Origin of the sequence: Alkalihalobacillus sp. AL-G, from assembly GCF_030643805.1 — a bacterium.
GTDB lineage: Bacteria > Bacillota > Bacilli > Bacillales > Fictibacillaceae > Pseudalkalibacillus.
The window spans coordinates 3,883,331-3,905,033 of record NZ_CP094656.1 but is presented as its reverse complement, the minus strand read 5'-3'; the positions used below and the strand labels follow the sequence as shown (position 1 = coordinate 3,905,033).

Annotated in this window: 21 protein-coding genes; 18 read left to right on the top strand and 3 right to left on the bottom strand. The window is 43.0% G+C overall.

Features of this window, described 5'->3' with window-relative positions:
- Positions 1 to 556: 556 nt before the first annotated feature.
- Positions 557 to 1,078 carry a DUF2529 family protein gene (locus MOJ78_RS19745; RefSeq protein WP_304979031.1) on the bottom strand — a complete coding sequence of 174 codons (522 nt, stop codon included), beginning with the start codon at positions 1,076 to 1,078 and terminating at the stop codon, positions 557 to 559.
- A gap of 218 nt (positions 1,079 to 1,296) precedes the next feature.
- Between MOJ78_RS19745 and MOJ78_RS19740 the strand changes: the two genes are divergently transcribed.
- The 9 genes from MOJ78_RS19740 to MOJ78_RS19700 all read left to right on the top strand — a co-directional run bounded on the left by MOJ78_RS19740 (position 1,297) and on the right by MOJ78_RS19700 (position 9,772).
- The gene (locus tag MOJ78_RS19740) at positions 1,297 to 1,665 is read left to right on the top strand and encodes a response regulator (RefSeq protein ID WP_304979030.1); all 369 of its coding nucleotides are present in this window, start codon (positions 1,297 to 1,299) and stop codon (positions 1,663 to 1,665) included.
- Positions 1,666 to 2,020: 355 nt separating this feature from the next.
- A complete protein-coding gene (gene fba, locus MOJ78_RS19735) occupies positions 2,021 to 2,884 on the top strand; it encodes a class II fructose-1,6-bisphosphate aldolase (RefSeq protein ID WP_304979029.1) in 864 nt (287 codons plus the stop codon).
- 160 nt (positions 2,885 to 3,044) lie between these two features.
- Complete coding sequence (fsa, locus tag MOJ78_RS19730; protein WP_304979028.1) at positions 3,045 to 3,689, top strand: fructose-6-phosphate aldolase; 645 nt, start codon at positions 3,045 to 3,047, stop codon at positions 3,687 to 3,689.
- 223 nt (positions 3,690 to 3,912) lie between these two features.
- On the top strand, positions 3,913 to 5,199 hold the full coding sequence (locus MOJ78_RS19725) for a UDP-N-acetylglucosamine 1-carboxyvinyltransferase (RefSeq protein WP_304979027.1): 1,287 nt from the start codon (positions 3,913 to 3,915) through the stop codon (positions 5,197 to 5,199).
- A gap of 50 nt (positions 5,200 to 5,249) precedes the next feature.
- The gene (glpX, locus tag MOJ78_RS19720; protein WP_304979026.1) at positions 5,250 to 6,218 is read left to right on the top strand and encodes a class II fructose-bisphosphatase; all 969 of its coding nucleotides are present in this window, start codon (positions 5,250 to 5,252) and stop codon (positions 6,216 to 6,218) included.
- A 341-nt stretch (positions 6,219 to 6,559) separates the two neighbouring features.
- The gene (rho, locus tag MOJ78_RS19715; RefSeq protein WP_304979025.1) at positions 6,560 to 7,840 is read left to right on the top strand and encodes a transcription termination factor Rho; all 1,281 of its coding nucleotides are present in this window, start codon (positions 6,560 to 6,562) and stop codon (positions 7,838 to 7,840) included.
- A gap of 95 nt (positions 7,841 to 7,935) precedes the next feature.
- Positions 7,936 to 8,136 (top strand): 50S ribosomal protein L31, encoded by a 201-nt coding sequence (rpmE, locus tag MOJ78_RS19710; RefSeq protein WP_304979024.1) that lies wholly within the window; start codon positions 7,936 to 7,938, stop codon positions 8,134 to 8,136.
- A 443-nt stretch (positions 8,137 to 8,579) separates the two neighbouring features.
- Positions 8,580 to 9,194, top strand: coding sequence for a thymidine kinase (locus MOJ78_RS19705; protein WP_304979023.1), 615 nt, complete (start codon positions 8,580 to 8,582; stop codon positions 9,192 to 9,194).
- Positions 9,195 to 9,307: 113 nt separating this feature from the next.
- Positions 9,308 to 9,772: a hypothetical protein gene (locus tag MOJ78_RS19700; RefSeq protein WP_304979022.1), complete on the top strand. Its 465-nt coding sequence runs from the start codon at positions 9,308 to 9,310 to the stop codon at positions 9,770 to 9,772.
- Positions 9,773 to 9,907: 135 nt separating this feature from the next.
- Here the strand turns inward: MOJ78_RS19700 and MOJ78_RS19695 are convergent, their stop codons facing one another.
- Positions 9,908 to 11,239 carry an FAD-dependent oxidoreductase gene (locus MOJ78_RS19695; RefSeq protein WP_304979021.1) on the bottom strand — a complete coding sequence of 444 codons (1,332 nt, stop codon included), beginning with the start codon at positions 11,237 to 11,239 and terminating at the stop codon, positions 9,908 to 9,910.
- 140 nt (positions 11,240 to 11,379) lie between these two features.
- Between MOJ78_RS19695 and MOJ78_RS19690 the strand changes: the two genes are divergently transcribed.
- The 6 genes from MOJ78_RS19690 to MOJ78_RS19665 all read left to right on the top strand — a co-directional run bounded on the left by MOJ78_RS19690 (position 11,380) and on the right by MOJ78_RS19665 (position 16,502).
- A complete protein-coding gene (locus MOJ78_RS19690; RefSeq protein ID WP_304979020.1) occupies positions 11,380 to 11,709 on the top strand; it encodes a hypothetical protein in 330 nt (109 codons plus the stop codon).
- Positions 11,710 to 11,964: 255 nt separating this feature from the next.
- Positions 11,965 to 13,035, top strand: a complete 1,071-nt coding sequence (gene prfA, locus MOJ78_RS19685; protein WP_304979019.1) for a peptide chain release factor 1 — start codon at positions 11,965 to 11,967, stop codon at positions 13,033 to 13,035.
- Positions 13,036 to 13,043: 8 nt separating this feature from the next.
- Positions 13,044 to 13,898: a peptide chain release factor N(5)-glutamine methyltransferase gene (gene prmC / locus MOJ78_RS19680; RefSeq protein ID WP_304981315.1), complete on the top strand. Its 855-nt coding sequence runs from the start codon at positions 13,044 to 13,046 to the stop codon at positions 13,896 to 13,898.
- A gap of 251 nt (positions 13,899 to 14,149) precedes the next feature.
- On the top strand, positions 14,150 to 14,800 hold the full coding sequence (spoIIR, locus tag MOJ78_RS19675) for a stage II sporulation protein R (RefSeq protein ID WP_304979018.1): 651 nt from the start codon (positions 14,150 to 14,152) through the stop codon (positions 14,798 to 14,800).
- Between the two features lie 116 nt (positions 14,801 to 14,916).
- Positions 14,917 to 15,360: a GNAT family N-acetyltransferase gene (locus MOJ78_RS19670; protein ID WP_304979017.1), complete on the top strand. Its 444-nt coding sequence runs from the start codon at positions 14,917 to 14,919 to the stop codon at positions 15,358 to 15,360.
- A 101-nt stretch (positions 15,361 to 15,461) separates the two neighbouring features.
- Positions 15,462 to 16,502 carry an L-threonylcarbamoyladenylate synthase gene (locus tag MOJ78_RS19665; RefSeq protein WP_304981314.1) on the top strand — a complete coding sequence of 347 codons (1,041 nt, stop codon included), beginning with the start codon at positions 15,462 to 15,464 and terminating at the stop codon, positions 16,500 to 16,502.
- A 323-nt stretch (positions 16,503 to 16,825) separates the two neighbouring features.
- Here the strand turns inward: MOJ78_RS19665 and MOJ78_RS19660 are convergent, their stop codons facing one another.
- Positions 16,826 to 19,048, bottom strand: a complete 2,223-nt coding sequence (locus tag MOJ78_RS19660; RefSeq protein WP_304979016.1) for a PAS domain-containing sensor histidine kinase — start codon at positions 19,046 to 19,048, stop codon at positions 16,826 to 16,828.
- Positions 19,049 to 19,309: 261 nt separating this feature from the next.
- Between MOJ78_RS19660 and MOJ78_RS19655 the strand changes: the two genes are divergently transcribed.
- From MOJ78_RS19655 to MOJ78_RS19645, 3 genes are all read left to right on the top strand, one after another.
- A complete protein-coding gene (locus tag MOJ78_RS19655; RefSeq protein WP_304979015.1) occupies positions 19,310 to 19,861 on the top strand; it encodes a manganese efflux pump MntP in 552 nt (183 codons plus the stop codon).
- Between the two features lie 250 nt (positions 19,862 to 20,111).
- Entirely contained in the window at positions 20,112 to 20,576 is a 465-nt protein-coding gene (locus MOJ78_RS19650) for a low molecular weight protein arginine phosphatase (RefSeq protein ID WP_304979014.1), read from the top strand.
- A gap of 160 nt (positions 20,577 to 20,736) precedes the next feature.
- On the top strand, positions 20,737 to 21,309 hold the full coding sequence (locus MOJ78_RS19645) for a TIGR01440 family protein (RefSeq protein WP_304979013.1): 573 nt from the start codon (positions 20,737 to 20,739) through the stop codon (positions 21,307 to 21,309).
- Positions 21,310 to 21,703: the final 394 nt, after the last annotated feature.

Genomic DNA, 21,703 nt, shown 5'->3' with positions numbered 1-21,703 from the left:
CAGCTGCACCCGATACCTTCAGCTTTATAGTTTAAGCAACATTCGAGGGAGTCATTGGTCATGTATGACTCCCTCAACCTTCAAAAATGTGACATTCGAGGGGCTATTATAAGACGCCCACAACCACCTCATTGGACTTCCAGCTTGGGGGCCTGACAAGGGATAACTACGACTCTGCTTTCACCTCAAGGCGAGGTGATCGTCGAGTTTTTTGGAAAACACCACCATCACAACCAAAAAAGGCTATAGCGATTGATTTGGAGGGTAGCAATCGCATATAACCTGATTTGGTCCTTAACCACATATGTATTTGTGGACCCTGTTACAGTCAAATAAGCAGTATCAAAGCAAGGTGTGTTCTTTTAGATGAACACTAAGAAATCGTCTAGGGATTTGAGGGTTTCGACGTGGGATATGATAAAAAGGGAAAAATCGTGAATTCAACTGTAGGGCGTTAGGAGGATAGAACGACATCGTTCGTTCTTAAATATAGTATTTCTGCACTATTTTACATATTCCTTCTAACATATTTAATTTTTTAAATTTTTTTATTATATTAAAATATCCCATCATATTCTTCAAGCATTTCCCGTGTTGTAAACACCAATGCATGAAATACGTAAAGGGTGCACATAACAACAGGATAGCCGCTTCGATCACCTTCATCTGTCGGCACGAGCCCTGTTAGAAGTGTCGTATCAATATGAAAATCAGTATTTATAAAGCCCTTTTCTTCAATCATAGCACCGATGCTAATAATAGATGCACCATTAGCACCTGCTACTTCAACCAATTGTTTTAGACGTTCATCATCCGTCGTTTTAGCAAAAACAATCAAACAATCCTGTGGCTCCAGAACGGTTTTTGAATCGAACGGAGCGATGCTCGGCAGTGTTTCCTCACTGGTAATCGCTGCAACCGACACTGCTTCAAGCTCATCCAATCCTTCGACGAAAACTGTTCCATCTGCTGTAATTGTCTGCGCAAGAAGTCTTGAACAATCCTCGAGTACTTCCTCGTTTTTTTCCTGTATATTTCGAAATACGCCGAATAATTGAGTCGTAAATATTTTCAACATGTTCCTTCACCTCATTAGTTAGTATACCTTTGTGTGTGTCTTACATAAAACGACGGCTCCTACAAATTTTGATTGGTCGACTTCCAATACAATGTTTCCGTGCAAAAATTGGGAGATTTTGTCCACACAGCAGGAATTTGTTGAGACTTCTCGAATTACATTAATAGATAATTGTAAAATCGATTAACATCATCAAGGAAATTAGGGTGTGATATGGAATGAAAGGGAAAATCTTAATCGTAGATGATCAGTATGGAATACGGATTTTATTGAACGAAATTTTCAAAAAAGAGGGCTATCAAACGTATCAAGCGGCAAATGGTGTACAAGCATTATCCATTGTAAAAAGTGAAAATCCGGACTTATTAATTTTAGACATGAAAATTCCAGGGATGGATGGGTTGGAAATTTTACGTCGTGTGAAAAAAGTCGATGAAAGTGTAGGTGTCATAATCATGACAGCGTATGGTGAGTTAGATATGATCCACGAGGCGATGGAATTAGGAGCCATCACCCACTTTGCTAAGCCTTTCGATATTGATGAAATCCGAGATGTCGTGAAGAAGCATTTACCAATTCGTTCTTGAATGAGAAGAAGTTCAAAAAGGAACCAAGAACCCAAGTGCCTGGGTCTACAAGTTATTCTTTGAAGAAGGCTTCCTCGGTACAACTCGGGGGCGTCCATGTACCTGCGTCTGCTAGTTGATTCTTTGAAGATGGCTTCCTCGGTACAACTCGTAGTTTATAAGTATGTAACGCTCGTCGTTCGTCGCTTGTGGTTAGCCCTTGCACAGTTCAAGGCATGATACATTGCGATTCCTCCTTAAAATTGTTATGCTATAATTGGTTTTGTGAGCCTGAAAAACTGGTATGGAGTTTTTGCTCCATCATCATGGTTAATATAAGGGATGTACAAGCCCACTTTAAGGAGGAAAAATAGTTATGCCTTTAGTTTCAATGAAGGAAATGCTCGAAAAAGCAAAAGCAGAAGGGTATGCTGTAGGACAGTACAATTTGAACAATCTAGAATTTACACAAGCAATCCTACAAGCAGCGGAAGAAGAAAAGTCACCATTGATTTGCGGCGTTTCCGAGGGTGCAGCACGTTACATGGGTGGATTTAAAACGGTTGTAAAATTAGTGGAAGCACTGATGGAAGATTACAACGTAACAGTACCTGTTGCCATTCACCTTGATCACGGATCCAGTTTTGAAAAGTGCGTAGAAGCGATTCATGCAGGGTTTACTTCTGTAATGATTGATGGCTCTCATTATCCACTTGATGAAAACATCGAGCTTACGAAAAAGGTCGTGGAAGTTGCACATGCTGTCGGTGTTTCAGTTGAAGCTGAACTTGGACGTATTGGTGGTCAAGAAGACGATCTTATCGTCGAAGATGCGGAAGCAGCTTATGCGATTCCTGCAGAATGTGAAAGATTAATCAATGAAACGGGTGTTGACTGTTTTGCTCCAGCACTAGGTTCTGTACACGGTCCTTATAAAGGAGAGCCGAACCTTGGATTTGATCGTATGAAGGAAATCAATGAACTTACAGGAGTGCCACTTGTACTGCATGGTGGAACAGGGATTCCGACAAAGGATGTCCAAAAGGCTATCTCCTACGGTCATGCGAAAATCAATGTGAACACAGAAAGCCAAATCTCAGCATCAAAAGCGGTGCGCGAAGTTCTTGCTGAAAAGCCTGAACTGTATGATCCACGTAAATACTTAGGACCTGCACGCGATGCAATCAAAGATACGGTAAAAGGAAAGATGCGCGAATTCGGTTCTTCTAATAAAGCATAAACTATTCAATACAGGGGGCTGACTCAGAAACATGAGTCAGACTCCTTCGTTTTTAATCAGATGATAAATAGAGTCAGACTCCCTTGCATATAATGGGATTGTAAATAGGGGGTCTGGATGATCTAGTCTAAAAATGACCGCTTTAAAAGGAGAGACATAGATGAAATTTTTTATTGATACTGCAAATATTGATGAGATACGTGAGGCGCACGATTTAGGGATTCTTGCAGGTGTAACGACAAATCCTTCACTCGTTGCAAAGGAAGGCATCGATTTTCATGAAGGCCTTAGGGAAATCACATCGTTAGTACCAGGATCCGTTAGTGCTGAAGTCATAGGCTTGACGTATGAAGAAATGATTAGAGAAGGAAAAGAACTTGCTGCAATTGCGCCGAATATCACCGTCAAGGTACCGATGACGATGGAAAGCTTAAAAGCAGTTAAAACTTTTTCAGAGCTCGGAATCAAAACAAATGTAACGCTTATTTTTTCAGCAAATCAGGCCTTGTTAGCTGCCAGAGCAGGTGCTTCTTATGTATCTCCGTTCCTGGGTAGACTTGATGATATTGGTCAGGATGGACTAAACTTGATTTCTGAGATTGCAGAAATTTTCAATGTACATAAGATTAGTTCAGAAATTATCGCAGCTTCCATCAGAAACCCGATCCACGTTACAGAAGCCGCACTTCGTGGTGCTCATATTGCCACTATTCCGGCTAAAGTCCTTTCCCAATTAATCAACCATCCATTAACTGATCAAGGTATTGAGAAATTTTTAGCAGATTGGCAAAAAAGTCAAAACTAAGTTTAATGAAATTAAGGTAAAGGACCTCGACGTATTGGCTTTTCCAGCAAAGAACGATATCCTAAGGTAACTACGTGTGAAAGATAAGTCTTTTGCTTCATCAAAACAAAAGGGAAGTATATCATCCGAAAAAGGAATGGAATAAAATGGATGAAATGATTGTTTTTGCTTAAACTAAGGATAAGCCAACATAGACTTCTTAAGCCTAGGAAGGGAGAAAGCAATGGAGAAATTAATGATCGAAGGTGGGCATCCATTAGAAGGCACGGTTCAGATCAGCGGTGCGAAAAATAGTGCAGTAGCATTGATACCTGCTGCTATTCTTGCTGATTCTACCGTCACAATCGACCATCTCCCAAACATCTCGGATGTAGCCATCTTACGCGATTTACTGGAAGAAATCGGCGGAGAAGCAATACTTGAGGACAATACACTTATTGTAAATCCGGAAAAAATGATTTCAATGCCGCTTCCAAATGGAAAAGTAAAGAAATTGCGAGCTTCGTATTATTTAATGGGTGCGATGCTTGGTAAATTTAAAAAAGCTGTCATCGGACTTCCCGGAGGATGTAACCTTGGGCCGCGTCCGATTGATCAACATATAAAAGGTTTCCAAGCACTTGGAGCACGTGTAACAAACGAACAGGGTGCGATTTATTTACGTGCAGACGAACTTGTCGGTGCTCGAATTTACCTTGATGTCGTCAGCGTCGGGGCAACGATCAACATTATGCTTGCTGCGGTTCGGGCTAAGGGACGAACGATCATTGAAAATGCTGCGAAGGAACCAGAGATCATCGACGTTGCTACACTTCTTGCAAGCATGGGTGCTCGTATAAAAGGGGCAGGTACAGACGTAATCCGGATTGATGGTGTCGAACAATTACATGGTTGCCGTCATTCAATCATACCGGACAGGATCGAAGCCGGAACCTTCACCATTATGGCAGCAGCAATGGGGAACGGTGTAACGATTGATAACGTCATTCCGCTGCATCTTGAGTCATTGATTGCTAAGCTAAGAGAAATGGGTGTATATATCGAAGAGTCCGATGATTCGGTATTCATCAGGCGAAATGATCGGTTAAACAGTGTTGATGTGAAGACGCTCGTCTACCCTGGTTTTGCCACAGACCTTCAACAACCGTTTACTGCTCTTTTAACAAGTACAGAAGGGACAAGCATAGTGACCGATACGATTTACAGCTCGCGTTTCAAGCACATTGATGAGCTGCGTCGCATGGGTGCCAATGTAAAAGTTGAAGGGCGCTCAGCAATCATCAATGGTCCTTCATCCTTAGAAGGTGCGAATGTGAAAGCATCGGACTTAAGGGCAGGTGCATCGCTCGTTGTTGCAGGCTTGATGGCAAAAGGCATTACGGAGATTTCAGGACTTGAGCATATTGACCGTGGTTATGAAAACCTCGTTCAAAAACTAAGAGGTTTAGGTGCAAAGGTTTGGCGTGAAAACCTAGACATCGAAAAAGATGTCGAAAAGGCTACGCAATAAATAAAACTAGGTATCAATAAAGGGAATCTTTCAGGCTGGGGGAATAAAGGATGGAAAGAAGTTTATCTATGGAGCTGGTCCGCGTCACCGAAGCGGCGGCTCTCGCATCTGCACGATGGATGGGGAGAGGGCGAAAGGATGAAGCGGACGATGCGGCAACATCTGCTATGCGTGATGTTTTCGATACAGTACCGATGAAAGGGACAGTTGTGATCGGCGAGGGGGAAATGGACGAGGCACCAATGCTTTATATTGGTGAAAAACTCGGGACTGGATTCGGACCTCGCGTTGATGTAGCGGTCGATCCTTTAGAAGGGACGAACATCGTTGCTTCGGGGACGTGGAATGCACTTGCCGTACTAGCGGTTGCAGACCACGGTAATCTCTTGCACGCGCCGGATATGTATATGGAGAAAATCGCAGTCGGCCCGGAGTCTGTCGGGAAGGTAGACATCAATGCCCCGATCATCGACAACCTAAAGGCAGTAGCTCGAGCGAAAAATAAAGACATCGAAGATATTGTCGCGGTCGTACTGGATCGAAAACGTCATGAACGGATCGTTGAAGAAATCCGTGATACCGGTGCTCGAATTAAGCTCATCCAAGACGGAGATGTTGCAGCTGCAATTAACACGGCGTTTGAAGACACAGGCGTCGACATTCTGTTCGGGAGTGGAGGCGCACCTGAAGGCGTTTTAGCTGCAGTAGCACTCAAATGCCTCGGCGGAGAACTTCAAGGAAAGCTTTTACCACAAGACGATAAAGAACTTGCCCGCTGCAAGAAAATGGGCATAACCGACATTGAGCGTGTTCTAATGATGGATGACCTCGTCAAAGGTGACGACGCTATTTTTGCAGCAACCGGAGTAACCGATGGAGAGCTATTAAAAGGGGTTCGTTTTAAAGGAACAGCAGGAACGACTCAATCCGTGGTCATGAGGGCGAAGTCAGGAACAGTCCGTTTTATCGATGGGCGCCATAGCTTAAAGAAGAAACCAAACCTTGTCATCAAGCCTTAAACATCGGGAAGAGGTTGGCTCAAAAACGACGTCAACCTCTTTTTCTTGATTAATTGACCTATTATTGGGTAAAATAAGAATGAGTTTAATTTTTGCACGCTTCAAAACCCTACTTCTATAATCACTTCATACTGCATTTTTCCTTCCGAAGGTACTTACCAAAGGCTAACAGCGATGAAAAGGTAGTGACGGACATTGTTATAATCATGTTCGTATTCGTTACGTCTGGACAGAACTGTCGTGAAAAAACCACAGCGTGAACAGAAGCCCTTTTTCAAGGAGTATTAAAGAAAATTGTAGGGATGTTATTATAAATATTGAATAAAAAAGAGTGGTGTACTATGTCATTAAATTTATCACAATTAGAAAATATGAAACTCAAGGACCTTTATGAAAAGGCCCGCGACTTTAAAGTTTCATACTACAGTAAGCTAACGAAACGAGAGCTTATTTTTGCAATTTTGAAAGCGCAGGCTGAAAAAGAAGATCTTTCGTTTATGGAGGGCATTTTGGAAGTCATCCCTTCAGAAGGCTTTGGTTTCTTGCGCCCGATCAACTATTCACCTAGCTCAGAGGACATTTATATTTCGGCATCCCAAATTCGACGTTTTGATTTGAGGAATGGGGATAAGGTGTCAGGTAAGGTTCGTCCTCCGAAAGAAAATGAACGATATTACGGTCTTCTGCACGTTGCAGCAGTGAATGGAGAAGACCCTGATACAGCGAAGGAACGTGTTCACTTCCCAGCGCTCACTCCATTATATCCTGAGCAAAAAATGACGCTGGAAACAGCTTCAAAAAATGTATCTACCCGAATTTTGGATATGATCGCACCGGTCGGATTTGGTCAACGTGGTTTGATCGTTGCCCCTCCTAAGGCTGGTAAAACGATGCTTTTAAAAGAGATTGCTCATAGCGTATCGACGAACCACCCAGAGGCGGAATTGATCGTACTATTAATCGATGAACGGCCAGAGGAAGTTACCGATATTGAACGATCGGTAGATGGGGATGTTGTCAGCTCAACGTTTGACGAGGTTCCTGAAAACCATATAAAAGTGGCTGAACTCGTTCTTGAGCGTGCGATGAGACTCGTCGAGCATAAGAAAGATGTTGTAATTCTCATGGATAGCATTACTCGACTTGCTCGTGCATATAATCTCGTAATCCCACCAAGTGGACGAACATTATCCGGGGGGATCGATCCTGCGGCGTTCCATAAGCCAAAACGTTTCTTCGGTGCTGCTCGTAACATTGAAGATGGAGGAAGCTTGACGATTTTAGCTACGGCACTTGTCGATACTGGATCCCGAATGGATGACGTCATCTATGAGGAATTTAAAGGAACGGGTAACCAGGAATTGCATTTGGATCGAAAGCTGGCAGAACGCAGAATTTTCCCAGCAATCGACATTCGTCGCTCAGGTACGCGAAAAGAAGAGATGCTTATTGCAAAAGAGCATCTTGAGCACCTATGGGCCATCCGTAAAACGATGAACGATTCCTACGATTTTGTCGAACATTTTATGAGGCGTATCAAAAAGACCAAGACAAACGAGGAATTCTTTGACATGTTTGAAAAAGAACGTACGGGTCAGAATAGGAAAATGACCGTAAAATAACGTTGTTGAAATTTGCACTGATTCTTGTTATACTACCTCATGTGTGTTAATAAACTCTGTTCCCACACGGTTCAGGGCAGAAGGAGATGAATAGGATGAAACAAGCAATCCATCCAAATTATAAAATGGCTAAAGTTTCTTGTGCCTGCGGAAATGAATTTGAAACAGGTTCAATAAAAGAAAGCATTCGTGTAGAAATTTGTTCCGAATGCCATCCGTTCTACACAGGACGTCAAAAGTTTGCTGACGCTGGTGGACGTGTTGATCGCTTTAAGAAAAAATACAACCTTAAATAATAAGGTCTTAAAACAGGCAGGGAGGTATTACCCTCTTGCCTGTTTTTTACTTTCAGCTTACGATAAGCGACGAATTTCCGACGCACAGGACGTGCTAGTACTGGCGTTGTCACATGGATGTACGCTTTTAGCCAGTAATCTTACCTGGTTATTACAGTCCTCGTTTTTAGGTTTTCCTGAACTCGGGCTTCAGAACTTCACTTCCTTGAACTTCTCGCTTCTCGTAACCTGAATATAAGATTTTTTTGCTTAGCCCTTCGCTTAGGTAGAAGGGCTTTGCCAATTTTTTATTTTAGAAATCGAAAAATACTTCATTCAATATACTTATGATTTGTTACAATAAACAAAGAATACATAAATAGAAAAATGATGCTAAGCGGTCGAGTATTGCCTGAATACTTGATGTCAGAAAGAACGGTAAGCTTGTGAAGGGAGAGACGGGCATGTATGTAATGAAAAAAGATGGCTGGGTCGAGCTCATCTGCGGTAGCATGTTTTCAGGAAAATCGGAGGAGTTGATCCGACGTGTCCGACGTGCAACATTTGGTAAACAAAAGGTACAAGTATTTAAGCCTCTTTTAGATGATCGGTATAGCAAGGAGGCGGTCGTTTCCCATAATGGAACATCGGTTTTAGCGGTACCTGTGAAATCCTCTCAGGACATTTCAAACCTTGTTTCATTCGATACGGACGTCGTTGCCATAGATGAAGTACAATTTTTCGACAACGGTATTGTAAACGTCATTCAACACTTGGCAGATCGAGGGAAGCGTGTGATTACAGCTGGCTTAGATCAAGACTTTCGTGGAGAGCCATTCGGACAAGTTCCCGAGTTACTTGCACTATCAGAGAGTGTGACAAAGCTCCATGCCGTATGCCTGGTCTGTGGTAGCCCGGCAAGTCGAACACAACGATTGATTGATGGCAGACCAGCAACCTACAACGATCCGATAATTATGGTCGGTGCCTCAGAATCGTATGAACCGAGATGCAGACATTGCCATGAAGTGCCAGAGCATCCCAACCTTAAAATGAAAGAACAAACCAATACTTTATAAATAAGCACAGGCACTGGATGAATCAGTGCCTTTTAGTTTGCTCAGGGGCATAATCAGCATACGAATAGTTAAAATCCTCAGGGGTTATGCTATGCGTACGGGGGTGTCTTATCTTGAAAAAAGCTATATTTTTTAGTGCGGTTACACTTTTAGCTGCTTGTCAAATGGAACCTCCCACCACAGAAGATATCGCGAGTAAAGAACCCTCTGCTTATGAAACGCAAGAGGACAAGAATCCGCTAGTCGGACATGGGATAATCAACTATCACATGACGAACATCGGACGGGAACGCAGCGACATGTATGATACGAACCAAAATCCGAATAGCTATCGCAACCTGACAACGAAACGTTTTACAATCAGTGATGATCAGGATAAAATTCGAGAAGCTGTTAAGGATGCAAGCGGACTCACCCCGCAATTCGTCTCAATCAACGGAAATACCGCTTGGGTGCATGTCGATGTTCCTCGCGATCATTCGAAAGAAGAACGCCAAGAGCTACGCAATAAAATTGAGAAAGCGGTTCAACTTTCCGTACCACGCTACCATCTTCGCGTTCGTATGGATGATCGATAAAAGGGAGGGAACAGACATTTCGACTTCACAACCCACTTTTGAATGTGGCAGAAGCGAGTGATCTGATTCCCTTTCTTTGGTTTAAAGTGACTTTTCAATAGAAGATTTACGGCCGTACTCCATTTCGCTTCTCAATTACTTCGCTCGCCGAGCTGCTTGCTGGATCGGGTCCCACACACCATTGTACGGTGGAGCGTAGCTTAGGTCGAGGTCCTCAAGGTCGGGTATGGTCATTTCATGAAAAAGCGCCATTGCCAAGACGTCAACTCGCTTATCGACACCGTGCTTTCCGATGAATTGACCGCCGAGTACACGCTGGTTTTCTGTATTGTATAAGAGTTTGACGTGAAGCTTCTCGGCGCCAGGATAATACCCTGCAATGTCTTTTGACTTGATTTTCACCGTATCATAAGGCAGGTTCAATTCTTTAGCCTCACGCTCCGAAAGCCCGGTTCGCCCTAATGTAAGATCCATGAACTTAAGGACTGACGTTCCGACGATACCTTGAAACGTTTTAGCCCGATTGATCATGTTCTGCCCCGCAATTCGACCTTGCTTGTTTGCGGTTGTACCGAGCGGAATATGGTCATTGGTCTGTTTAACCCTATGGTAATGGGTTGCACAGTCTCCGGCTGCGTAGACATCGACAACGTTGGTTTGCATATACGTATTGACGACCACAACACCGCGTTCGTTCACTAAAATAGGAGTGTCTTTTAGAAAATCTGTATTCGGAGTGACACCCACTGCTATAAGGACAAGGTCCGTCGCATACTTCTGCTGATCTGTTACAACGTATTCAACTCGGTCATTACCTTCAAAGCCTTCCACTTGTTCCTTAAAACAAAGCTCAATCTCATATTTTTCCGCCTCATCATGAATATAGGCAGCCATGTCTGGATCAAAAATCTTTGCAACCTGCTCGTTACGCTCAATCAGTCGAACCTTTTTACCTGCATGAATGAAGCATTCCGCCATTTCAAGACCGATATAGCCACCGCCGATGATCGTCACCTGCTCAACATCGTGGTCGAGATCGCCCATAATCGCTTTCGCATCCGGAATCGTCTTCAGCATATGAATCCCGGATAGATCACGTCCGTTCCAATCAGGCATAACAGGGCGTACACCTGTTGCAACAAGCAATCGATCGTACTCATATGTAAAAGCATCTCCAGACCTAGTGTTGGTTCCACTGACTGTTTTCTTTTCCGTATCGACACTCTGTACTCTATGATAGGTTTTGGCATCGATTCCGTATTTTGAGCGAAACGTTTCAACATCCCGAGCAATCAAATCCTCTGCTTCGGGAATTACCCCGCTGATCACATACGGAAGTCCGCACTGGCCATAGGAATAAATCCCGCCTTTTTCAAGTGTAGTGATTTGTGCATTCGGTTCATTTCGAACAATCTGCATCGCTGCACTCATTCCAGCAGCATCTCCACCGATAATAACGTAGCGCATGTCTCTGATCACGATTCCTTTCCGATCTAAAAGTTTTATTGGATACTTATATAGTATTCCTTTATCCCTGTTCTTATAATATACACTCATTAAAGCTGGAAGTTGTACGAAACATTGAACATGAAGGGGGTTTTTTGTACATGTTATACATAGATGCAAATGGACCGGAATGGAGCGCCTCTGATCCGGATAACCTGCCAGCCTTAGTAAAACGCCTGAAATCAGAGCCACTTGATCCGATCTATGAAGGTATCGGAAACTTTATCGTACCTTATCGACCAAGTGGCACAGCAGGTGAAACAAAGCGATTTAAAGGATGTACCCATTTCTTTGGACACTTTGCGACATCCTCATATGTTTTTAGCCTTGTGACTGACGAGAAAACAGTGATTGATTCATTGACAGCGGAAATTCGCATGAACCAGTGCCGGCCAGATTACCAGAAAATTAAAGTGAACGCGAAAATCTAGCCGGATAGCAAATATTCGTTTTAATGTGCTTTTTAGTAGTGGTTCAGCGCTCTGATCCCAGGCTTCGACGTACTATAGCAAATGCCCGAAAGATACTTCCATTCGATAATGGTCTTTGACGCTTTGTGAGTCGTATACTATAATGTGAATGTTAAGCAACTTTTTTAAAAAACGATAATAGGGGCATCCAAAAGGTGTCGCCGTTTGATTTTGTATAAAATTTAGCAGGAACATTGAGTGGGATGGTGAACGGGTGTGTTAGAACGATTAGAATCGTTAGAAGATCGTTATGAAAAACTGAACGAATTGTTGAGTGATCCAGATGTAATCAGCGATACGAAAAAACTGCGCGAGTATTCAAAGGAACAGTCGGACCTTGAAGACACCGTAACAACGTACCGTGAATATAAAAATGTAAGCGAAGAACTCGAAGGCGCTGAGCAAATGCTTGAAGAAAAGCTCGACGCGGACATGCGGGAAATGGTAAAAATGGAACTTTCCGAGCTAAAAGAACGCCATGAAGAGCTCTCGCAGCAATTAAAGGTCTTACTTCTACCGAAGGACCCGAATGATGACAAGAACGTTATTATCGAAATTCGCGGGGCAGCAGGTGGAGACGAAGCGGCATTGTTCGCAGCCGATCTTTATAAAATGTACAGCCGCTATGCCGAAGTCCAGGGCTGGAAAACGGAAATTATTGAAGCAAGCTATACAGAGCTTGGCGGCTATAAAGAAATCATTTTCATGATCAATGGTCAAGGTGCGTATTCGAAGCTAAAATACGAAAACGGTGCTCACCGCGTCCAGCGTGTTCCGTCAACTGAATCTGGTGGTCGAATCCATACGTCGACAGCTACAGTTGCGGTTCTTCCTGAAGCGGAAGAGGTCGAAGTCGATATCCATGAAAAAGATATTCGCGTTGACACGTTTGCATCCAGTGGACCTGGGGGTCAGAGCGTAAATACAACGATGTCAGCGGTTCGTTTAACACACGTACCAACAGGAACCGTCGTTTCATGTCAGGATGAAAAGTCGCAGATAAAGAACAAGGATAAAGCGATGAAGGTACTTCGCGCTCGTATTTATGACAAATTCCAACAGGAAGCGATGGATGAATACGCTGCAAGCCGTAAGTCGGCAGTTGGAACTGGTGACCGTTCAGAGCGGATCCGTACGTACAACTTCCCGCAAAATCGTGTGACCGATCACCGAATTGGCCTTACGATTCAAAAGCTCGATCAGATTTTACAAGGAAAAGTAGACGAATTTATTGATGCATTGATCCTCGAAGAACAGACCAATGCAATGAAGCAGGTTGGAGAATAATGAACAACATGATGGTGAGTGAAGCCCTGAGCCGGGCTTCTTCTTTTTTAAAAAAAGAAAAAAAAGAGCCGAGGGCAGCTGAACTATTGCTTGGTCATATTCTTAAAAAGAAACGCAGCGAATTGCTTGCAAAGCTGGATCTCCCTCTGAATGAAGTCCAGCTTGATCAATTCAATCGAATGATTAAACAGCATGCAAATGGAGTTCCAGTCCAATACATTATCGGGTATGAAGAATTTTATGGTCGGACCTTTCTCGTGAATTCTGACGTGCTGATCCCGCGCCCTGAAACAGAAGAACTCGTTTATGCGGTCCTCGAACGGATTCAAGCGAATTTTTCGAATAAACCATTGAATGTGGTCGATATCGGAACAGGAAGCGGAGCGATTGCGGTTACGCTTAAGCTTGAAAACCCAAAACTCAAGGTTACCGGGGTCGATATTGCAAAAGCGTCCTTGGAGGTTGCCGCTGAAAACAGCCAACACTTACAGGCAGACGTCCGTTGGGTAAACGGAGATCTGTTACAGCCTTTTCAAAACACGAAGGAGCGCTTTGATGTCATTGTTTCAAACCCTCCATACATTCCAGAGGCAGAAATAGAGACCCTTTCGTCGATCGTCCGAGAGCACGAACCAGTTCGTGCTCTCGTCGGTGGAAAGGATGGGTATCATTTTTACAAAAGGTTGATGGATGAAATTCCGTCTGTAATCGGTGAAAAAGCATTGATCGCTTTTGAAGTAGGGTACGATCAAGCGAGAACAGTAGGCGATATGCTCAAGAAAACGTTCGGTGACCGCGTGCAGATTGAAATCATAACGGATATTAACGGCAAGGAGCGAATCGTGACAGGGCTAATAATGTAAAAGCATTGCCCTTATGAGGACAGTTTCGAGCAGAAATCCGGTGGAAGTGTCCTCAAGAGCGGGTTTATGAGGACAGTTTCGAGCAGAAATCCAGTGGAAGTGTCCTCAAAGCGGGTTCATGAGGACGGTTTCGAGAAGAGTTCCGGTGGAGGTATCCTCGCGCTTCCACTTATTTTTAAAAAAGATAGATTGATAGTATAAATTTGCGTTTCGGCGTCCACACTGTTTAACAAGAAGGGTGTGGATAAAGGATGAAACGAAAAGGACTTATATTATTCTTATTAACTTTAATCGTAATGGTCGTATTCTATGAAACTCAAATTAAGGTCGCGAATGCCTCATTTAATAGCATTACAGCTGACCAGAAAATACCTGAGGATTCGATTCGCTTACGGATTCTCGCAGACAGCGGATCTTCAGAAGATCAAAAGATAAAGAGACTGATTCGCGATCGCGTGAATGAACAGATCACGGAATGGGTCTACGGAATTGAATCGCTTGAAGAAGCACGAAAGATCATCAAGCGCGAGCTACCGCAAATCAATACAATTGTTGAGAAATCCCTTATAGAGTTAGGTTTGCAAGACACGTTTTCGGTTGAATTCGGTACCGTACCATTTCCGACAAAGCTTTACGGAGAATATGTGTATCCTGCAGGAGAATATGAGGCAGTATTGATTACATTAGGAGAGGGGCTCGGTGCAAATTGGTGGTGCGTATTATTTCCACCACTCTGCTTTTTAGATTTTGAAAATGGCGATGCTGTTCAAACCGATGACCAGCCTGATTCGAAGTCTGTAGAGCAGCAGGCATCCGTTGTTGAAGAAGAGCCTGAAGTCAAATTCTTCGTTGTTGACTTCTTTCAATCACTTATGTCCAAGGTAGGGAATCTATTTGCGTAATGCTAGATTCCTTTTTCTAAAGGTAAAGAATTTCCCCATAGTTTTCAATAAAAATGGGATAATCTCTTCTCCCCGCTCATAGAATAGAGTAGAATTGCTAGAAAGGAGAGGATGAGATGCTGTCGTTTCGTGTAGCGGAACCGACCGATGCCCCGTCCATCAAACAGTTCGTAGCACAGGCCGGTCTTTCCAGTGAAGGGATTGAGCATTGTGTTCAATCTTTCATAATTCTTGAAACAGACAAAAAGAAGATGGCTGGAACAGTAGGATTAGAACGCTATGGGAAAAACGGATTAATCCGCTCACTCGTATTGGATAAGGACTATTCATCTGAAGAATTGCTGCTTCGTCTATTGACCTCTGTACTTAAACACGCGGAACAACAAGGAATCGAAACGGTCTATTTGTTAACGAGAGTAACCTCGATTTTTCACACACTCGGGTTTACGCAGACCCCTTATGAGCATGTTCCTAAGGGTCTTTTAGCCAGCCCGCATCTACAACAATATGACAGGGAACAAATTGCGGTTATGAAACGGAGCTTAACCCTAGTTCAATAGCTATCCACAGGTTTATCCACAATTTTTATTCGCTTGTGGGTGAATTGTGGAAATAGCCGTATATTATGCAATGAAAAGGAGTACTTACCCACATGGATCAGTTGATAACTCATAAATGGAATGTGGATAATGTGGATAACCTAGCAGGAAATCAAGCAATACAAGAAGCAGCGATGTGGATAAGAGAAGGTGAGGTGATCGCATTTCCGACCGAAACTGTCTATGGTCTTGGAGCAGATGCGTGCTCGAACGATGCGATTGAAAAAATCTTTTCAGCAAAAGGAAGACCGAGTGATAATCCGTTGATTGTCCACATCTCTCGTCTTGAACAATTAAAGCAAGCAGCGTCCACGTGGGAAAGAACTGCTGAAAGCTTAATGAATGCATTCTGGCCTGGTCCATTGACGATCGTGTTACCGAAAAGCGATGCCATTGCAGAACGAACGACTGCCAGATTGGCAACAGTTGGAGTTCGCATGCCGGATCACCCTATCGCACTTGCATTAATCGATGCGGCAGGATTTCCGTTAGCTGCTCCAAGTGCAAACCGGTCAGGCAAACCAAGTCCGACAAGGGGCGAGCACGTTTATCGTGATTTGAATGGTCGGATTAAAGGGATCATTGACGGAGGAAAGACCGGTGTTGGCCTCGAGTCTACTGTTGTGGAAGTGATCGGAGAGACGGTAACGATTTTAAGACCAGGAGGAATAACGAAGGCACAGCTTGAAAATGTTGTCGATCACGTTGAATGGGACAGGGCTTTACTTGAAGAAAAGCAAGTGCCCAAGTCCCCAGGCATGAAATATACGCACTATGCTCCGGATGCACCGCTTTATCTAGTTGATGGTGAACGTGACTTTTTTCAAGGAGTGATCAACCAGCACCAATCAGAAGGGAAAAAGGTCGGAATTCTCGTCAGTGACGAGTTAGCGGATCAACTGACCGCAGATGAAGTTCGTCGAGTGGGCTCCAATCAACGAATCGATTGGATTGCTCAGCAAATCTACCATCAGCTGCGTTCGTTCGATGATACGACTACTGAAGTAATTCTTGCCGAAATATACCCTGATGAGGGAATTGGAGAAGCGTTGATGAACCGATTGCTAAAGGCAGCCGGAAATAAGGTGCTTACACAGGAATAGTTCGGTACGAATGAACCGTTTGCATATTATAAAAAGGGGAGGGGGCTGACTCAAAACTCGTCAGTCCCCCCTTAATGGTTCAAGTTACACGCCAAAAGCATGTGTTACACGAGAAAAAACCGAGTTACACGAGAAAAATCTAAGTTACACGAGAAACCTCCATTTTCCCTTTAATTAATGGCCGTAAACACTTCCTTAAATAAGAATTTGCACTTATAACTTGAATTTACCATCAATTATATAAAACTTCTTGCAATGGTAAGAAGACTGAAACAATTTGAAGGGATTTCTCTTTTGAGTCAGCCCCCTCCTTTTTGGATCGATCACCGTATCGGGAGTCGAATCGTTACCGTTGTACCCTCGTTCACCTTGCTGTCGATCTCAATTTTCCCGTTATGATTTTCAATGATTTTAGAGCAGATCATCATCCCGAGCCCCGTCCCTTTTTCTTTGGTCGTATAAAATGGTTCACCGATCTGGGCTTGCTTTTCTTCCGGAATTCCGCATCCTTCATCGCTAAAATGGATCTTAATACAATCGTCCGTCTTTTCGGTCCAGATTGTAAGTGTTCCACCACCCGATTCCATCGATTCAATTGCATTTTTCATAATGTTTATAAACACTTGCTTCAGCTGGTCTGCTTCACAATGTTGTTCTGGTAATGGACTGGATTCCAAAGAAACCTCAACACTATGAAGGTTCGCTTGAGCCTCAAGGAGTGCGACAACTTCTGTGAGCAGTTGATTCAAGTTGTTCGCCTTAACATTTCTCGGTTGTGGTTTCGCAAGCATCATAAATTCCCCAACGATCGTGTTGATCCGGTCCAGCTCGGATAACATGATCTTGAAATATTCCATATCCTCCTCTGACGATTTTGCTTTTAAAATATGAGTGAATCCCTTTAGAGAAGTAAGTGGATTTCGAATCTCATGAGCGATTCCTGCAGCAAGCTGACCTAGTACGGTTAGTTTTTCGGATTTGCGCAAAAAGTCCTCTGTCTGTCTGCGGTCGGTTATATCACGCGAAATCGCGACAAAGGATTCAACTTCACCGTTACTATTCAATACGGACATTCCGAGACTTTCGATACATAGCCAATGTCCGTCCGCATGTTGGACACGAAAATCAACCTTACATGAATCCTTTCGTATGATCATCTCTTTAAACGTCTCTTTGACAGCAGGCAAATCATCTGGATGAATCGCCGCCTTCAGGTCACTGGTTTTAAAATTGGCCGTGTCATATCCAAGGATCGTTTCGTGAGATGGGGAAGCATAAAGTAACATTCCATCCCTATTAAAGACACTGATCAAATCAAGTGTATTTTCTGTTATGATACGGTAATGTTCATTGCTTTCCCGAAGTGCCTCCTGCGCAAGCTTTTGAGCGTTGATGTCCCGTGCAACTGTTGAGTAGCCGATGATCTTGCCATTTTCATCCTCAAGCGGGAACATTGTAATCCCAACGTAGAAGCGAGAACCATCCTTCCGCATTCGAATCGTTTCAATACCTGTATATTTCGTGCCCTTTTTAACATTCTCCACCAAGCTATAATACGATTCCTTCATTTCAATAGGGATATGCCGGACAAAATATCCGATTAATTCCTCTGCTTTCCATCCGTAAAAGCTTTCAAAGGTTGGATTTACATTGATAAGTCGATCGTTCATATCAAAAATGGCGATGGCATCTGCTGAATGTTGAATCGTTGCTGATAGTCGGTCCTTGACAAAACTAAGCTCTTTTTCATATTCCTTATGCTTCGTCAAATCCTTTACAATCCCGTAAATGCTATGGATAGTGTCATCGATCATTATCGGTATATTGGTGACCTGGACAGGTAGTCGCGACCCATTTTTATGTAGGATTGTCGTCTCAAAGTTTAAGACGTGCCCCTCACTTGCACGTTTAAAATAAATTTTTGCATTGCTTCTTTCCTCTGGAGCGATTAAAGGAAGAAAATGTTTTTGTGCTAGTTCTTTGCTCTTATACCCGGCCATTTGTGCACCTGCTGGGTTCATGAACATGAAATGCCCTCTTTTATTGAGCGTAAAAATGCCATCTGGATGATACCTGTAAAGAGTCCGGAAGTAATGCTCTCGTTCTCTAAGCTGTTGTTCTGATTTTTTTTGTGCACTAATGTCGAAACAAAATCCTTGAAGCTGCTTTACGTTTCCGGCTTCATCATATACCGGAGAGACAGCACCGAGGTAAGGCACTCCATTCAATTCATCTTCGTACGCTACTGCATTCCCTTCCCAGGCTTGCTTAAATGACGAAGCTCTACGTGTCGCGAATTCGTAAGAGTAGCATTCTTCTAACGTTTTGCCATCCAATGCATCGAATTCATACCCGAACTTTTCTAGTAATTGCCCCTGACAACTGATATATCGAAAGGACGACCCGTTTTGTTCTATTAAAAACATGAGGCTATCCTTCATGTAGTCCTTCTGTTCATATGGGCTGTTCAGGTCATTAATCGATGAAATGTCAGTGTTTACGGTCAGAATCGAATTTAATGAGGACGTGTACTTGTTATTATTCATATGACCTCCGCCTTTGAAAAAAATCGTTATGTGAAATTAATTCACTATACTCTCTTAATTTCCTTTGTTGAAGTACTACTTTCTTTTAATAAGTGATGAAAGCATGACTTTTCAACTAGTTTAGGAAACGAAGTTTTTTTTAATGCGAACATTAGGGCAATCACAAGTCTGCCTAAGTGGTTTCCTATACTGCTTCTAAAAATGTCTAATTTGAATGAGACATGCATAGGTTGAAGTATCGGACAAAGGGGGAGGAGCGCGATGGACACAGTATTGATTGGAGAGATAGTAACACTCATGATCATGGCAATCGCGTTAGGAATGGATGCATTTTCAATGGGACTCGGTATGGGAATGGTTTCCCTCCGTTTACGGCAGATATTCAAGGTTGGCTTGCTGATTGGTCTATTCCATATGATTATGCCGCTAATTGGTATGACAATCGGTAAACAGCTTTCCATACATTTTGAAAATTTAGCAACATGGGTCGGAGGCGGTTTACTCATTTTGCTCGGGATTCAGATGATCGTCTCGTCGTTCCGGTCTAGGGATGAACCGTTCATTACACCAAAAGGACTTGGAATATGGCTATTTTCAATCAGTGTAAGTTTAGATAGCTTTTCTGTCGGGCTAAGCCTCGGAATTTTCGGTGCTAAAGTGATTGTGACGATTCTTCTTTTTGGGATAATCAGTTCTTTATTGACATGGGCGGGATTGATCATCGGTAAAAAAGCACAAAAATGGTTCGGTTCATATAGTGAGGCATTCGGTGGGTGCATTCTACTATCATTCGGTCTAAAATTACTGGTATGAATACAATGCTTGAACTACCATAAGGCTGTCGTTAAAAGACGAGTGCTTAAGGCATTTTTTCGAATCTTCTTAAGTGGGTTTTCTGCAACACCCTTTCAGACAGGATCAAGTTCTTATAATATAGTAATATATAGTCACTTTATCTACAATCTACGAATCGCATGTTCACTTAATCGGATTTAGGGAACAACTAGTTGTAGCGGATAGTACGTATAAATAGTTGGAACACAGATTTTTAGGAGGATTATCAATGTCTCGCATCTTATTCATTTGTACAGGAAATACATGCAGGAGCCCTATGGCGGAAGCGTTATTGAACGACCGCTCAAACGGGAAAATCGATGCAAGGTCGGCAGGTTTGTTTGCAACACCAGGATATCCTGCAAATGAACATACCATTCAAACCTTAAAAGAAGAGGGTATTTCGATCGATCACGCTTCCAAACCGTTGACAACGGAATTAGTTGATTGGGCAAATGTGATTTTAACGATGACTCAGCAGCATAAACAATCGATCTTGATCCAGTACCCAGAGTTAGCCGATCGAGTTTTCACCTTTAAGGAATTCGTAAAGGGGGAATCGGTAGTTGGGGCTGACGATTTTGAAGAATCCTATGATGTCACCGATCCTTATGGTGGACATGCAGACATTTATCGACAAACATTTAAGGAATTGGACGAACTTATTACGAAATTGTTGAAAAAATTAAGTTGAAAAAGTAAGCAAAGTTTACGATAACAAAAGTAGAATGATCAAGTAGTTGAAAATGGGTTGATTCACCCTTACAATGGGAACAAATCTATAGGAAGAAGTCCAAATAGACATCAAGTGTACTTCCGAATCCATACAAGGGAGAAGAGAAAGGAAGAGTGGAATGGACGATTCACTGCAACAGATCCAGAACCAGGTTATACGAGCATTAAAGGACCTAGGTAATTCGATGTCATTAACTTCAAATCATTTGCTGGTCGTGGGAGCGAGTACGAGTGAAGTGTTGGGTGAGACGATCGGAACATCTGGAACGATGGATGTCGCGCATCAGATTTTTGAAGGAATTCAGCAATTTCAAGCAAAAACAGGAGCATGTGTTGCATTTCAATGTTGTGAGCACTTGAACCGTGCATTAGTGATGGAGCGACATGTAGCGATCGAGCGAGGCTATGAGGCCGTGACCGTTGTTCCAGTTCGTTCTGCTGGAGGTGCAATGTCCACTTATGTATATCATCATCTGAAGGACCCTGTCGTTGTCGAGTTCATTAAAGCAGATGCAGGAATTGATATCGGGGACACGTTTATCGGGATGCACTTGAAGCATGTAGCGGTTCCGGTCCGAAGTGAAATCAGGTCGATCGGATATGCCCATGTGACCCTTGCGAAGACGCGGCCGAAATTGATCGGTGGGGAGCGTGCGGTCTATCCTTCCAAAGAAGAATTGAAGTATTTATAACAAAATAACTTTTTAAAGGTTGGCACTGATGCTCAATTCTTCTCTGTCATTAATTAGGCGCAGAGAAGTTTTGGCAGCGGGGGCCAGCCTTTTTAAATTGGAAATAAACAATATCTAGCTTCGGTACCGAGCCCGTCGGTTACTCCAGATTCGATGATGCGACGACGACGTCTACTCGATGATTCTCCAGTGTCCTTCGTGGCTGCCTAGTGCACTTGCCGATATTTATTATAAATTATGGTAAAACGAGATAACGATTTGATCTTGCCTTCCCTTATGATTTTTCAGCTTTTTTCAGTGTTTCAACCTATTTTACAGGGAATCTCGTGTCTCCGTTCAGCCTCTAAGACTAGTGTTCAGCATGCCCCAAGACTTGACTCCGAGCTTTCTTTTT